The sequence below is a fragment of the Actinomycetota bacterium genome, assembly GCA_040755895.1.
In the GTDB taxonomy this organism is placed as follows: Bacteria; Actinomycetota; Aquicultoria; order Subteraquimicrobiales; family Subteraquimicrobiaceae; genus Subteraquimicrobium.
Window position 1 is genome coordinate 1 of sequence record JBFMAG010000098.1, and the last position, 15,134, is coordinate 15,134.

Consider the following 15,134-nt stretch of genomic DNA (forward strand, 5'->3'; position numbering starts at 1 on the left):
AGGCATTTTAGCCAAATCGCTTGGGATTGAGATCTCTCGTCATGGTATAGGTCATGTAAACGAACCCAAAGTGCTTTACCGAGCCTATCGCATAGAGAGAAAAGGGTTCTCTCTCGCAATCGTATTTCGCGATCGGGTTTTGTCTGATTTGATAAGTTTCACTTATTCTTCGTGGTCTCCCGAGGATGCGGCAAGAGATTTAGTGAGGAGGTTAAATCATATCCAGACTGCCTTGGGAGATAAGAGCAGTGAGCATTTAGTAACCATCGCCTTGGATGGTGAAAATTGTTGGGAATTTTATGAAAATGATGGTCATCAGTTTTTGCATACTCTTTACGGATTGCTGGAGAAAAGCCAAACCCTACGAACGGTGACCATCAGTGAATATTTGGCAGAAAATCCTCCGAAAGAGGAACTTTCCTGGCTTTACACCGGTTCTTGGATAGGTGCTAACCTGCGTGATTGGATTGGAGACCCCATGCAAGCCAAAGCATGGGATATTCTATCGGAGACCCGATCTTTTTTATCTCGGTTCAAAGAGCATCGAAGTAAGAAATGTGAGGAAACATGGAAAATGTCGTTAAACGAGGTATATATAGCGGAGGGTAGCGATTGGTTCTGGTGGTTCAGTGACCTTCATCGGTCCGAATTCAATGACATTTGGGATAGCCAGTTTCGCCAGCATCTTCGCCGAGTTTACAAACTATTGGATAAGCCCGTCCCTCACGATCTTTTCCGTCCAATTCGAGAAAAACCGTCACTGTCTCCTGTGGTTTATCCCCTGGGAAGTATCTGTCCCGAAATTGATGGGAAGGTCACAGATAATGAATGGATTTTCGCAGGATATTACGATTTTTCCACGTTAATGGGTACTCAATCTTGGACGGAGAAGGTCATCGAGAGGGTTTACTACGGCTGGGATTACGAGAATCTATACTTACGAATGGATACACATTTTAGCCCTGACGAATTTGAGATAAGTAATATCTGGTTTGAGCTCTATTTTTCCCATCCAAGAAAGGAACCCCTGAACTCCTCCTGTCCTTATTGGGGTCTTCATTCCAACACGGGTGAGCTGGGTTTCGGTCTGGCTTATCGAATGGAATTAAAATTTAGTCCAAATGGAATCGTTGCCTTTCTTTCCTCGGCTAAGGGAGAGAATAAATGGGAAGGAAAAAGAGAGTTAAAAGACGTAGCTAAGGGCGAATGCATTGAACTAAAGATTCCCTTTTCCGATTTAGAATTAAAATCGGGCGATAGACTCGATTTTGCTTTAATTTTGATAAAAGAAGGAATTGAGTTAGAAAGGGCACCAAAAGAGGGTACGATCTCGATCGCGGTTCCCTAATCAAAAGTTCAAGGTAATCTGTGTTTCAGTATGGGGGTGCAGATGATGACCGATAAATTGAAAATTCTCATGATCGCCGCTGAGGCTGTTCCCTTCGTTAAGATTGGGGGGCTCGCGGACGTGGTTGGGTCGTTACCGAAAGCTTTGAGGAAGCTGGGGCACGACGTGAGAATCTGTATTCCGGGCTATGCCTTTATTGACCGTGCTAAATTTCGGTTAAAGAGGACTGCTGAGATATTGGTTCCCATAGGTGATGACCATCATGAGCCTGCGTTGATCCAAGAAGCTCTCCACGAAGGCAATATCCCAGTTTATGCTATTGGAAATGCTAGATATTTCGGCAGGGAGAGAGTATATGGGTACCCCGATGATGATGAAAGATTCCTCTTTTTCAGCAGGGCGGTTTTGGAGATGCTCAAAAAGTCCGAGTGGTGCCCCGATGTCTTACATTGCAATGATTGGCATACGGGGGTCATACCCAATTACCTAAAGACCATTTATGAGAATGATCCCTTTTTTAAGCATGCTACAACGGTTTTCACCATCCACAATTTGGCCTATCAAGGTGCATGTGGACCTGGCACTTGGAGGAAAGGGGGATTGGAGGGATACGATTCTAAATATACCGAAATTGCGGGATTTTCCAGTTTCATGAGCAGAGGGATCCTCTTTTCAGACGTGGTAAACACCGTTAGTGAGAAATACGCGCTGGAAATCCAAACTCCTGAATATGGAGAGGGACTTGACTTATTATTCCGTAAGAGGCGGGAAAGGCTCTTTGGAATATTGAATGGTCTCGACTATGAGGACTATGATCCAGCCACTGATAAGCGAATTCCCGTTAACTATGATGCTACAGCCATCGAGAAGAAGAAAGCAAACAAGTTGGCATTGCAAAAGGAGTGTAATTTACCGGTTAATTCCAGAATGCCACTCATGGGCATAGTCTCTCGCTTAGTGAGTCAGAAGGGACTAGACCTGGTCGCTAACGCCATTCATGGCATCCTGCTACACGATCTTCAGCTTGTACTTTTGGGGACCGGGGACGAATATTTTGAGCGTCTCTTTAGAGGAATTGCCCAAAAATTTCCCACAAAGATTTGTGTTAATATTTCTTTTGATCCCGATCTGGCACGAAGGATTTATGCTGGAGCCGATATGCTTTTGATGCCTTCTCGATTCGAACCCTGTGGCTTGAGCCAACTTATCGCCATGCGCTATGGCACGGTTCCGGTGGTGAGAGCCACAGGAGGCTTGGCTGATACCGTCAAGGATTTCAACCCGTCTACCGGTAAAGGGAATGGTTTTGTCTTTGAACTCTACAACCATTGGGTACTATTTTCGACCATCGTTAGAGCCGTTGAGACTTTCAAATACAAAGCTATTTGGTCTGAGTTGATTAAACGGGTTATGAGTGCCGATCATTCCTGGATGAGCTCAGCGAGAAAGTATGCACAACTGTATAAAAAAGCTTTAGAGTTCAGAAGGAAGAGTTGACACTTTGTTGCTGGTTTGGATATAATTACCTCTAACTTTAGCTTTCTAAAGGCTGTGAAGGGGAGTAGTAGATTTAGCATCTGTACAGCGAACCGGGCTTGGTGAAAGCCGGGACAGTTTGCTGAGTTGAACGTCGTCCTGGAGCCATGGGCTGAACAAGTCGGTAGTCGGGAGTAACTTAAATCAATTACACTATCAACTCCCGACTCCTCACCCTCGACTTAAGTAGGTTTGATCGGTTAGCAGCCGTTACAATGCTATGAGTGCCTCCGTTTAGGGGGAATTTGGGTGGTACCGCGGAAGAAGAACTCTACGATTTGTAGACCTCTCGTCCCTTGGATGAGGGGTTTTCTTGTATGATCACAGTCGCAAGATGCAGGTCGCATATTATAGATCTTTTGACGACTTGAGGAAATATCAAGGCGAGTCAATGCAAGGGAGGAGGGATCATGAATTTAAGAAGCGATGTTGTGAAAAGGGGCTTAAGTAAAGCTCCCCATAGATCGTTACTTAAAGCAGCTGGATTGAGCGATGAGGAGATAAATCGACCCTTAATCGGTATCGTCAACTCAGCTAATGAAATTATCTCGGGCCATATCCATCTTGATAATATTGCTCAAGCTGTGAAAGCGGGGGTGCGCATGGCTGGTGGGACTCCCCTTGAATTTTGCACCATTGGTATCTGCGATGGCATCGCCATGAATCATCCAGGTATGAAATATTCTTTGGCTAGCCGTGAGGTGATTGCCGATTCCATAGAGCTCATGGTGCAAGCGCACCGCTTTGATGCCTTGGTCATGATCCCCAACTGCGACAAAATAGTTCCGGGAATGCTCATGGCGGCAATGAGGATAAATATCCCAACCATCTTCATTAGCGGTGGTCCCATGCTCACGGGACGATACAAACGTCGGGATATCGATTTGATTTCCGTTTTTGAAGCCGTTGGTGCAGTTGAAGCTGGTAAGATGAGCCAGGAAGAGTTGGCCGGAATCGAGGATTATGCCTGCCCCAGTTGTGGTTCCTGCTCCGGTATGTTTACCGCTAATACCATGAATTGTTTGACCGAGGCTCTGGGTATGGCTTTACCAGGCAATGGTACTATTCCCGCCGTTTACTCTGAAAGGATTAGATTAGCAAAAAGGGCTGGGATGCAGATAATGGAGCTTTTACAAAAGGACATAAAACCCCGCGACATCATGACGCTTGCAGCCTTTGAGAACGCATTGACTGTGGATATGGCCCTTGGTGGTTCGACGAATACGGTACTTCACCTTCCGGCCATTGCGTGTGAAGGAGGAATAGTTCTTGATTTGGATATAGTTGATAAGATCAGCAACAGTACTCCCAATCTTTGTCAGATAAGTCCGGCGAGCACCACTCACATTTATGAATTAAACGAAGCCGGTGGGATACCAGCGCTTATGGCCGAACTAGCCAGAGTGAATTTGATACATACCGGTACGATTACCGTGACGGGTAAAACCATTGGAGAAAATATCAAGGATGTTGAAAATCTTAACCCCGAAGTTATAAGACCCATAACCAATCCCTATTCAACGACGGGGGGTCTGGCAATCTTAAGCGGAAATTTGGCTCCCGAAGGAGCGGTGGTCAAACAATCAGCTGTTTTGCCGGAGATGCTTCGACATTCCGGTCCCGCCAGGGTCTTTGATTCTGAAGAACAAGCCGTTGAGGCAATCATGGGAGGCAAAATAAATAAGGGAGACGTTATCATCATTCGTTACGAAGGACCGAAGGGCGGTCCGGGAATGAGGGAGATGCTCACCCCCACCTCGGCGGTCGTGGGCAGGGGACTGGATAGGGATGTAGCCCTAATTACCGATGGGCGCTTTTCGGGAGGAACAAGAGGTGCAGCAATTGGACACGTCTCCCCCGAAGCCCAAGAGGGCGGACCCATCGCCATCATACGAGAGGGGGATTTGATCGAAATAGACATACCCGGAAGAAAATTGAATTTAAAATTGGATCAAAGCGAAATGGATGGGAGGATGAAAGAGTGGTCGCCTCCTCCTTTCAAAGTCAAGGAAGGATATTTGGCTTTATACGCGAAATTGGTATCATCCGCTTCTAAAGGAGCAATAATCCCAAGAAGTTGATGGTCTCTTAGTCGGGGTTAAGATACGTCATTAGCAAGATGGATTAATACCCTTGAATGCTTAATACAAACCTAACTTGTTAATAGTCCAGTTAAAGTTGAGAGTATTGGATTTTTCCCTACCGACTAATTACTACCGACTATCGACTAAGCTGAAGACTTAAATGGAGGTGGTAAGGTGAAGCTGACAGGAGCTCAAGCCATAGTGAAGAGCTTGGAGAAAGAGGGAGTTAAGGTCATCTTCGGAATTCCTGGGGGAGCCACGCTTCCCATCTATGATGCCCTCCGGGAATCGAAGATAAAACACATTCTGATGAGACACGAACAAGTTGCGGCGCATGCTTCCGATGGGTATGCGAGGGCGACGGGGAAGGTTGGAGTGTGTATGGCTACCTCCGGACCGGGAGCGACCAATCTAGTTACCGGAATAGCCAATGCATACATGGATTCGATACCAATCGTGGCCATCACCGGTCAGGTTCCCACCCCCGTAATTGGCACCGACGCTTTTCAGGAAGCTGATACCACCGGAATTACCCTTCCCATAGTCAAGCACAGCTATCTAGTGAAGGATGCCAATGAACTGCCAAGGGTGATTAAAGAGGCATTTTACATCGCTTCCACCGGGCGACCTGGACCGGTGCTCATCGATGTTCCCAGGGATGTATCCCAAGCGGTCATAAATTACAAATATCCCGAGAGTGTCGATTTATCCGGCTATAAACCCACTTATAGGGGACACGCCAAGCAAATAAAACAAGCCGCGAAAGCCATCGTTGAAGCCGAGCGCCCAATCATCTATGCCGGAGGGGGAGTCATCACCTCGGGAGCCTCCGAGGAATTGAAAAAACTCGCCGAGCTTACTCAAATTCATGTGACCACCACGTTGATGGGGAAGGGTGCTTTCCCTGAAACACATCCCCTCTCTCTAGGAATGCTGGGAATGCACGGCACCCGTTATGCCAATTATGCCATGTGCGAAACCGATCTCATCATCGCTGTGGGGGCACGTTTCGACGATAGGGTGACGGGCAAACTTTCCACTTTTGCTCCCAAAGCAAGGGTAATCCACATCGATATAGATCCAGCCGAAATAGGAAAGAATGTGACCACTCATATCCCCATTGTGGGAGATGCCAGGCTGATCCTCCATGATCTCATTGCCGCCTTCAAGAAAATCCTGGCGGAGGGAAAAATGGTGGATAGAACTCCTTGGAACGAGCAAGTAGATGAGTGGAAGAAGAAATATCCCCTCACTTACAGAAAGGAAGGTGGTTTGAAACCGGAATTCATCGTAGAGCAAATTTATGATTTGACGAAGGATAAAGAGACCATAATAACCACTGGAGTGGGGCAGAACCAAATGTGGGCCGCTCAATATTATAAGATTACCAAACCACGGACGTTCCTTTCATCGGGAGGCTTGGGGACCATGGGATTTGGCATGCCCGCGGCAATTGGTGCACAGTTTGGTCGCCCCGATGCCATAGTCATAGATATCGATGGGGATGGTAGTCTGCAAATGGTCTCGCAGGATATTGCAACGGCTGTTGTGAATAAGTTGCCCATCAATATCGTCATCATGAACAACGGCTATCTGGGAATGGTCAGGCAGTGGCAGCAGCTTTTTTATGGACATCGGTATTACGCTGTCGATTTGATGCCCGGAATTCCGGATTTTGTAAAGCTTGCTGAGGCCTATGGAGCCAAGGGCATGAGGATAACAAAACCCGAGGAGGTAAGACCAGCCTTAGAGGAGGCAATCGCTTCTCCCATGACCGTGATAATAGATTGCTGGATCGAGAGGGAGGAGAACGTATTTCCCATGGTTGCCCCAGGAGCACCACTCAGCCAGATGATCGGAGGTGAGGGAGAGTGAGACACACTATATCAGTGTTGGTTGAAAATAAACCAGGAGTTTTAGCCAGGGTGTCGAGTCTCTTTAGACGTAGGGGTTTTAATATCCATAGCTTAGCTGTGGGACCCACCGAAGACATTGAGGTCTCCAGGATGACCATCGTGGTCGATGTCGAGGAGCGTCCTCTGGAGCAGGTGACCAAACAGCTCCATAAGCTGGTGAATGTGATCAAGATAAGCGATCTAGATCCCAAAGAGTCCGTGGAAAGAGAGTTGGTTTTGATTAAAGTTAACGCCACCGCGGAGGTTAGACCGGAGATCATCGAGATAGTGGACATATTCAGAGCCAAGATAGTGGATGTCAGTCAAACCACCCTTACCATAGAGGTTACGGGAACAGAGGATAAGGTCAAAGCCATGGAGGATTTACTTCGGCCCTATGGTATAAGAGAGTTGGTTCGCACGGGTAAAGTTGCCCTCCCTAGAGGAGGCAGGGCAGGAGGGTAAGATAGTAGGGAAAGGAGAGGTCAAATGGCCAAAATCTACTATGATAAGGATGCAAACTTGGATGTGCTTAAGGGTGGGAAGATTGCAGTCATCGGCTTTGGAAGTCAAGGACATGCTCATGCTCTCAACTTAAGTGATAGCGGTCTAGACGTCATCGTCGGCTTGCGCAAGGGGGGCAAATCGTGGCGGAAGGCTCAAGAAGCTGGCCTAAACGTTATGACCATAGCCGATGCTGTAGAATCAGCGGATCTCGTAGCCATGCTCACCCCGGATCAAACTCATAGAGATATTTATTATAGCCAAATCCAACCCAACTTGAAGGATGGAAACGCGATCCTCTTTGCTCACGGATTTAACATTCACTTCCATCAAATTATCCCTGAACCGAACACGGATGTGATAATGGTTGCTCCAAAGGGACCTGGTCACCTAGTGCGGAGGACTTATCAGGAAGGCACCGGGGTACCGGCTTTATTAGCCGTTTATCAAGATTATACTGGTAACGCTAGAGAGATAGGGTTAGCTTATGCAAAGGGTTTGGGAGCCACTCGAGCGGGGGTCATTGAAACAACCTTTAAGGAGGAAACCGAGACCGATCTCTTCGGCGAGCAATGTGTCCTTTGTGGAGGAACGGCGGAGCTTATAAAGGCTGGTTTTGACACACTAGTTGAAGCGGGTTATCAGCCGGAGATAGCCTATTTCGAATGTTTGCACGAGCTCAAACTTATAGTAGACTTAATATACGAAAGTGGCATTAGCGGAATGAGATATTCCGTCAGTGACACCGCGGAATACGGTGATCTTACCCGAGGTAAGAGGATCATAAGCGAGCAAACACGGGATGAGATGCGAAGAATCCTTAGGGAGATCCAATCCGGAGAATTCGCCAGGGAATGGATTTTGGAAAATCGGGCGGGACGCCCAGTTTTTAACGCCCTACGAAAGCGAGAGGCTGAGCACCTAATAGAAAGGATAGGAAAAGAGCTCCGGTCCATGATGAGTTGGATCAAAAAATAGTGCCAGATTCTGGACCCAGATCCCAGTCGAATATCTCAAGGATTTTCACCGGCATCTGGTGACTGGAATCTGGGAATTTTGTAAATTGGCTTGTGATTAAAGGCTCAAAATAATAGCATATCAGTGATGGGAGGTAGAGTATGAAAAAGGAATATTTAATGACACCGGGACCCACTCCTGTACCCACCAATGTGCTTCTCGCTCAAGCGAGATGCATGATACATCATCGCACACCTCTTTTTACGGAAACTCTACTTTCTTTGATAGAGGATCTTAAATATATTTTTCAAACGAAAAACGATGTACTCATATTCGCCTCTTCGGGTACGGGAGCTATGGAATCGGCGGTTGTCAATCTTTTTTCTCCGGGCGATAAGGTTATCGCCGCAAGCAACGGCAAGTTTGGGGACAGATTCATAAAACTCGCGGAAGTCTACGGTCTAGATGTTACAAAACTTGAGTACGAATGGAACAAGGTGGTAAATCCAGATGATATCGCACACCTGCTTGAAAAGGACAAGGACGTAAAGGGTGTATTGGTAGTTCAAAGTGAGACCTCCACTGGTATCCTCAATGATGTTAAGATCATAGGAGAGATCGTTGAAGATCATCCGGCCGTTTTGGTGGTGGATTCCATAACCGGAATAGGTGCCGTGGAGTGTAAAACCGATGAGTGGCACCTGGATGTGGTCATGACCGGTTCTCAAAAAGGCTTAATGCTTCCCCCTGGTTTGGCTTGCGTCAGCGTGAGCAATAAAGCGTGGGAGGCGGTGGAGAGATCGACTTTGCCCAAATTTTACTTCGATTATGAGAAATATCGCAATGCTTTGAATAAACCTTCTCCCCAAACTCCCTTCACCCCCCCGATTTCACTAATGGTGGCATTGAGGGAAGCTCTTAGGATGATCAGGGAAGAAGGATTGGAGAATGTCATCAGGCGCCACGCCATTTTGGCTGAGGCTGTCCGCCAGGGAATCCAAGCTTTGGGTTTGGAGCTTTTTGCTCCCCCTGGAGGGAGAGGAAATGCGGTCACACCCGTTAAGGTCCCCCAAGGGATAGATGGAACGAAAATCGTAAAAATCATGCGAGACAAATACGGAGTTACCGTAGCCGGTGGTCAAGAGCATCTAAAGGGAAAGATTTTCAGGATTGGTCACTTGGGCTATTTTGATAGATTTGACATCATTACTACTTTAGCTGGCTTGGAGAGCACGCTCTCCGAGTTGGGTTATCCCGTCGAGTTAGGAGCTGCGGTTAGAGCGGCGGAAAAAGTATTTATGGAAAACCCACTCTAAAAGTATGGGTTGAGATGGGTTGAGGAACCTAACCACCTAACAACCCAAGATGGAGGGAAGATCAATGAAAGTCTTGATCACGGAGAAGATCGCAGAGAATGGGATTGAACAGCTAAAGGCAACTGGATTGGATGTTGATGTTAGACTAAATGTAACCCCTGAGGAGCTCAAGGAATGCATCAAAGATTACGATGCCTTGATAGTTCGAAGCGGAACTAGGGTCACTGAGGAAGTCATATCTAACGCTGAGAACCTCAAGATAATCGGTAGAGCGGGTATTGGAGTCGATAATATCGATGTCAATGCCGCTACAAAAAGGGGAATAATTGTAGCCAATGCTCCTCAGAGCAATATCATTTCCGCGGCGGAGCATACTATTGCCTTACTCTTTGCCCAGTGCAGAAATATTCCATCGGCTCATGTCCATTTGAAATCGGGAAAGTGGGAAAGATCTAAGTTCCAGGGTGTTGAGGTGTATGATAAGACATTGGGTATCGTAGGCTTGGGGCGCATAGGTACATTGGTGGCTGCTAGGGCACACGGTTTGGGGATGAAGGTAATCGCCTATGACCCATATGTTTCTGAAGAGCGCTTTGAGCAGTTGGGTGTGGAGCGGGCGGAAAAGCTCGAGGATTTATTGAAAGTCTCCGACTTTATATCCGTTCATGTCCCCAAGACTAAGGAGACAACGGGTATGTTTGGAGAGAAGGAATTCAGGCTGATGAAAGACGGCGTACGCATAGTGAATACTGCTCGGGGAGGTATCTTCCAAGAAAAAGCTCTTATAAAGGCCCTTAAGGAGGGGAAAGTAGCCAGTGTGGCGATCGATGTTTTCGAGAGGGAACCCTGTACATCGAGCCCCTTGTTTGAGTTTGAGCAAGTGGTGGTGACTCCACACCTTGGCGCTTCAACTCAGGAAGCACAAGATAGAGCGGGTGTTATGATCGCTGAGCAGATCATCGCTGCCCTCAAGGGCGGAGTGGTGACGAATGCGGTAAACATCCCAGTGGTTCCAACGGAGGTAGCTGAAGCTCTCAAACCATTTCTCCCTCTCGCAGAGCAGTTGGGCAATCTTTATGTTCATTTGGCAAAGGGAAAGTTGGGTCATCTAGAGGCCGAATATTCTGGAGAAATTGCCCAGCACGATACGAGACTCCTCACCAATTCTATACTCAAGGGTTTATTCGCTTCCGTGGTTGAGGAACCCATAACCTTTGTCAATGCCCCAGTTATCGCTAAGGAAAGAGGGGTAAGGATAAAGGAGAGCAAGAGCACCATCTCCAGGGATTATATCAACCTCATCACTCTTAGGGGCAAGGATGCCAAGGGAGAATTATCCGTTGCCGGCACGGTCATAGGCAAAAAGGATGAACCTCGTTTCGTGGGTATTTACGAGTATGAAATAGATATAATACCCTCAAAGTATATGTTATTTGTGAAGTACATCGACCGTCCAGGGATGATCGGTGCCGTGGGGTCTACCATGGGGCGAGCGAAAATTAATATCGCTAGCATGCAAGTGGGGCGGAAGAGGATCCGAGGCGAAGCGGTTATGGGACTCAACTTGGACGATCCCGTACCCGATCACGTGGTGGAGCAAATCAGGCAAATTCCTGGGATTTCCGATGTATGGTTCATCGTTTTGGAGGGAGCACAGGAAAAAATTGGCATCATTGAATAAGATGGAAGGGATTTTCATGAAGGAACGAGTTTATATTTTCGACACAACTTTAAGGGACGGGGAACAATCTCCGGGCATCAGTCTCAATGTCAGGGAGAAGGTGGAAATAGCCGAACAATTAGCCAGGCTGGGAGTGGATGTAATTGAGGCTGGTTTTCCCATCACCTCTGTGGGAGACTTCGAGGCGGTGAAGGCCATTGCTAAGAAGGTCAAGGGACCCGTCATTTGTGCGCTCGCCCGAGCTGTCAGTGAGGACATCGATCGGGCTTGGGAAGCCGTTAAATGCGCTGAAAGGCCCCGCATCCATACTTTCATTGCCACTTCAGATATCCACATCGAGCGCAAGCTCAGAAGAACCCGCGAGGAAGTCCTTCAGATGACCGAGGAAGCCGTGAAGCGAGCCAAGAGGTATACCCCGGATGTGGAATTTTCTCCGGAGGATGCCACGCGCTCCGAATTCGAATATCTGCGTAAGGTCATAGAGGTGGCTTTGGAAAGTGGAGCTACAGTGATTAACATTCCCGACACCGTGGGTTATGCTCTCCCCGAGGAGTTCGGCAAGCTCATTCGGAATTTGAGAAAGTCCGTTCCAGGTCTCGATGAGGTCATCTTGAGCGTTCATTGTCATAATGATCTGGGCTTGGCTGTCGCGAATTCCCTGGAAGCGATCATAAACGGTACCAATCAGGTTGAGTGCACGATCAATGGTCTTGGAGAGAGAGCGGGTAATGCCTCCCTTGAGGAGATAGTAATGATTTTGGATACCCGCTATCGCTCTCTGGGCAAGAGAACAAACATCAATACAGAGGAAATAGTGAGAACCAGCAGGTTGGTGAGCTCTCTCACTGGTTATCACGTTCAATATAATAAGGCCATCGTGGGAGCCAACGCCTTTGCCCATTCTTCGGGAATTCACACCGATGGGATGCTCAAGGATAGAACGACCTATGAGATCATCGATCCCCGAAAGATAGGTCTTGCAGCGAGCAGACTGGTGTTGGGCAAAACTTCGGGTCGACACGGTTTTAAGCAACGTCTGGAGGAGTTGGGTTACGCCTTAAGCCATGAGGAATTCGAAAGGGCTTTCAAACGATTCAAAGATTTAGCGGACAAGAAAGCTCAAATCACCGATGACGATCTCGAAGCCATCGTAGCCGATGAGATATACACCGGCATTGAAGCTTATGGTTTAAAATATCTCGAGGTCGTCAGTGGCACAGGAGTGACACCAAAGGCAACCGTCAAACTGGTCAGAAATAGCCAGATTTTTGAGGAATCGGCCACGGGAGATGGTCCGGTCGACGCTGCCTTTAAAGCCATCGATAAAATCATAGGTTTAAAGAATAAGCTCCTGAACTTTTCCATCAGCGCCGTCACGGGGGAGAAAGAGGCTCTGGGGGAGACAAATTTACGATTGGAAGTTGAAGGGCGAATAGTATCTGGTAGAGGTGTGAGCACCGATATTATAGAAGCGAGCGTCAGAGCATATCTCAATGCTCTGAACAAGACACTTAGTGGCTCAGAAGCTCAGTAGCTGAGGATCTAACTTCCGAGGTCATGAGAGCTCTGAACCCCTGAGTTCAATTCCGAGCTCCCAAACTCATTCTGAGCTTCAGAGCTTTAAATCAGAGGGTTTAATATGGGGATGACAATAACCGAAAAAATTTTGGCGGCTCATACCGGTAGACAAGGGGTAAGTCCAGGTGAGTTAATTAATATAAAATTGGACGTAGTTTTGGGAAATGATGTCACTGCACCCCTAGCCATTGAGGAATTTAAAAAAATTGGGGTATCCAAGGTTTTTGATCCGGATAGGGTGGTGCTCGTTCCGGATCATTATACTCCCAACAGAGATATAAAAGCGGCTGAGCAATGTAAAATCTTGCGGAATTTCGCCCAGGAACAGGGTTTAACACATTATTACGAAGTCGGCCGGATGGGCATAGAACACGCTCTTCTCCCTGAAGAGGGGTTGGTTCTTCCAGGGGATGCGATCATTGGAGCGGATTCTCACACATGCACCTATGGTGCTCTGGGCGCTTTCGCCACGGGTGTGGGGAGCACCGATATGGCTGCAGGAATGGCTCTGGGAGAACTTTGGTTTAAAATTCCCCCCACCATCAAATTAGTTTATTATGGAAAACTCAATGATTGGGTTACTGGTAAAGACCTCATTCTTTATACCATAGGGAGAATAGGTGTAGATGGAGCTCTCTATAGGGTCTTGGAGTTCTGTGGAGAGGTTATCGGTAATCTATCCATGGATAGCAGATTCACGATGGCGAATATGGTCATCGAAGCTGGAGCCAAGAGTGGGATCATTGAACCAGACCAGATAACTTTGGATTATGTAAACCCCAGAGCACAGCGTCCTTTTACGGTTTATAAAAGCGATGAAGATGCAAATTACGAGAGAGTATTTGAATTCGATGTCTCACGGATAGAGCCCCAGGTCGCCTTCCCTCATCTACCATCGAATGTGAAGCCTATAAATAGGGTGGGAGATGTACCCATTGATCAAGTTGTCATTGGTTCCTGTACCAACGGACGTCTTGAAGATCTCCGAATCGCAGCTCGGATTTTAAGGGGACGAGAGGTCCATCCAAAAGTTCGCTTGATTATAATCCCGGCTACTCAGGGAATATATGCACAGGCTCTACGGGAAGGTTTGATCGAGGTATTCATAAGTGCTGGAGCTGCCGTGAGCACCCCCACTTGTGGTCCTTGTTTGGGAGGACATATGGGAGTCCTTGCCGAAGGGGAAAGAGCTTTAGCAACCACCAATCGGAATTTCGTTGGTCGGATGGGGCATCCCAGGAGTGAAGTTTATCTGTGTAGTCCAGCAGTGGCCGCTGCCTCTGCAGTACTTGGAAAAATTGCAGGTCCCGATGATTTGTAGAGAGAAAGTCTAGAGGGTTAGTCAGAGGGGAAAATACAGAGTTACAAAAGAAATTAACGCGATTTTGAGTGGGATTATTGATAAGCCTTGATAAAGTGTATTTATTAACAAGATGGGTTAACACTATGGTCGGGGTGAAGTGCTCGTGAGCCCAGGCGGTCGACCTGGTTTTAGTTTCACCAAAGCAATACTCCACACTTACCCCTCCGAATGTCTAAGATGTAAACCTGACGTTAATAGTCCAGGTAAAGAAAATATTATCTCTAGACTCTAGACTGGTCCCTTATCCCTTTGGAGGTATAAGTGATTTACCAGGGCAAGGCGCATAAGTATGGGAGAGATATAAACACGGATGTCATAATTCCGGCTAGATATCTAACGACATTTGACTCGCACGAGCTGGGCAAACACTGTATGGAGAATTTGGATCCGAATTTTTTCTCTAAAATAAGTAAGGGAGATATTCTCGTGGCTGAGGAGAATTTCGGTTGTGGATCCTCACGGGAACACGCTCCCCTTGCCATTAAAGCAGCTGGTATTTCCTGTATCATAACTAAATCCTTTGCCAGGATATTTTTCCGCAATGCGATCAATATTGGGCTTCCCGTTTTGGAATGTCCGGAAGCCGTGGATGGAATAAACACTGGGGATCGGATAAAGGTGGATACCGAGAAGGGGCAGATAATTAATCTATCCACGGGAAAAATTTTTGAAGTCAAACCCTTCCCAGATTTCATCCGAGGGATAATCGAGCGGGGCGGACTCATAAATTATGTGAAGGAACAGTTAAAGGTTAAAGGGTTATAGGTTCTAGGTTCTAGGTTGTGGGTGTAATGTTCACGAACATTGGTGACACTTATATTGTTTTGGGGCATCCCTCCGAGTGCTAGCTGCTTAGCTTCGGTTGGCTCGTT

11 protein-coding genes are annotated in these 15,134 nt (G+C 47.1%); all 11 read left to right on the forward strand.

Annotated features, from left to right (window positions below):
- Positions 1-1,348 (forward strand): hypothetical protein (locus tag AB1466_04585; protein MEW6189373.1); only part of this gene is annotated, 1,348 nt, incomplete at its 5' end.
- Between the two features lie 42 nt (positions 1,349-1,390).
- A complete protein-coding gene (locus AB1466_04590) occupies positions 1,391-2,845 on the forward strand; it encodes a glycogen synthase (protein MEW6189374.1) in 1,455 nt (484 codons plus the stop codon).
- Between the two features lie 449 nt (positions 2,846-3,294).
- Entirely contained in the window at positions 3,295-4,965 is a 1,671-nt protein-coding gene (ilvD, locus tag AB1466_04595) for a dihydroxy-acid dehydratase (protein MEW6189375.1), read from the forward strand.
- A gap of 177 nt (positions 4,966-5,142) precedes the next feature.
- A complete protein-coding gene (gene ilvB / locus AB1466_04600; GenBank protein MEW6189376.1) occupies positions 5,143-6,843 on the forward strand; it encodes a biosynthetic-type acetolactate synthase large subunit in 1,701 nt (566 codons plus the stop codon).
- Entirely contained in the window at positions 6,840-7,328 is a 489-nt protein-coding gene (gene ilvN / locus AB1466_04605; GenBank protein MEW6189377.1) for an acetolactate synthase small subunit, read from the forward strand. The genes ilvB and ilvN overlap by 4 nt, the downstream gene beginning before the upstream one ends.
- Before the next feature lie 24 nt (positions 7,329-7,352).
- Positions 7,353-8,345, forward strand: a complete 993-nt coding sequence (gene ilvC, locus AB1466_04610) for a ketol-acid reductoisomerase (protein MEW6189378.1) — start codon at positions 7,353-7,355, stop codon at positions 8,343-8,345.
- A gap of 140 nt (positions 8,346-8,485) precedes the next feature.
- Positions 8,486-9,640 (forward strand): alanine--glyoxylate aminotransferase family protein, encoded by a 1,155-nt coding sequence (locus AB1466_04615; protein MEW6189379.1) that lies wholly within the window; start codon positions 8,486-8,488, stop codon positions 9,638-9,640.
- 64 nt (positions 9,641-9,704) lie between these two features.
- Positions 9,705-11,321, forward strand: coding sequence for a phosphoglycerate dehydrogenase (gene serA / locus AB1466_04620; protein ID MEW6189380.1), 1,617 nt, complete (start codon positions 9,705-9,707; stop codon positions 11,319-11,321).
- Between the two features lie 16 nt (positions 11,322-11,337).
- Positions 11,338-12,855, forward strand: coding sequence for a 2-isopropylmalate synthase (locus AB1466_04625; GenBank protein MEW6189381.1), 1,518 nt, complete (start codon positions 11,338-11,340; stop codon positions 12,853-12,855).
- 105 nt (positions 12,856-12,960) lie between these two features.
- Positions 12,961-14,220, forward strand: a complete 1,260-nt coding sequence (leuC, locus tag AB1466_04630; protein MEW6189382.1) for a 3-isopropylmalate dehydratase large subunit — start codon at positions 12,961-12,963, stop codon at positions 14,218-14,220.
- A 303-nt stretch (positions 14,221-14,523) separates the two neighbouring features.
- Positions 14,524-15,027, forward strand: coding sequence for a 3-isopropylmalate dehydratase small subunit (locus AB1466_04635; GenBank protein MEW6189383.1), 504 nt, complete (start codon positions 14,524-14,526; stop codon positions 15,025-15,027).
- Positions 15,028-15,134: the final 107 nt, after the last annotated feature.

Excerpts from the sequence above, each read along its gene's own strand:
- leuC (MEW6189382.1), top strand. The coding sequence starts at position 12,961 with ATGGGGATGACAATAACCGAAAAAATTTTGGCGGCTCATACCGGTAGA.
- AB1466_04590 (MEW6189374.1), top strand. The coding sequence starts at position 1,391 with ATGATGACCGATAAATTGAAAATTCTCATGATCGCCGCTGAGGCTGTT.
- AB1466_04625 (MEW6189381.1), top strand. The coding sequence starts at position 11,338 with ATGAAGGAACGAGTTTATATTTTCGACACAACTTTAAGGGACGGGGAA.
- serA (MEW6189380.1), top strand. The coding sequence starts at position 9,705 with ATGAAAGTCTTGATCACGGAGAAGATCGCAGAGAATGGGATTGAACAG.
- AB1466_04615 (MEW6189379.1), top strand. The coding sequence starts at position 8,486 with ATGAAAAAGGAATATTTAATGACACCGGGACCCACTCCTGTACCCACC.
- ilvD (MEW6189375.1), top strand. The coding sequence starts at position 3,295 with ATGAATTTAAGAAGCGATGTTGTGAAAAGGGGCTTAAGTAAAGCTCCC.
- ilvC (MEW6189378.1), top strand. The coding sequence starts at position 7,353 with ATGGCCAAAATCTACTATGATAAGGATGCAAACTTGGATGTGCTTAAG.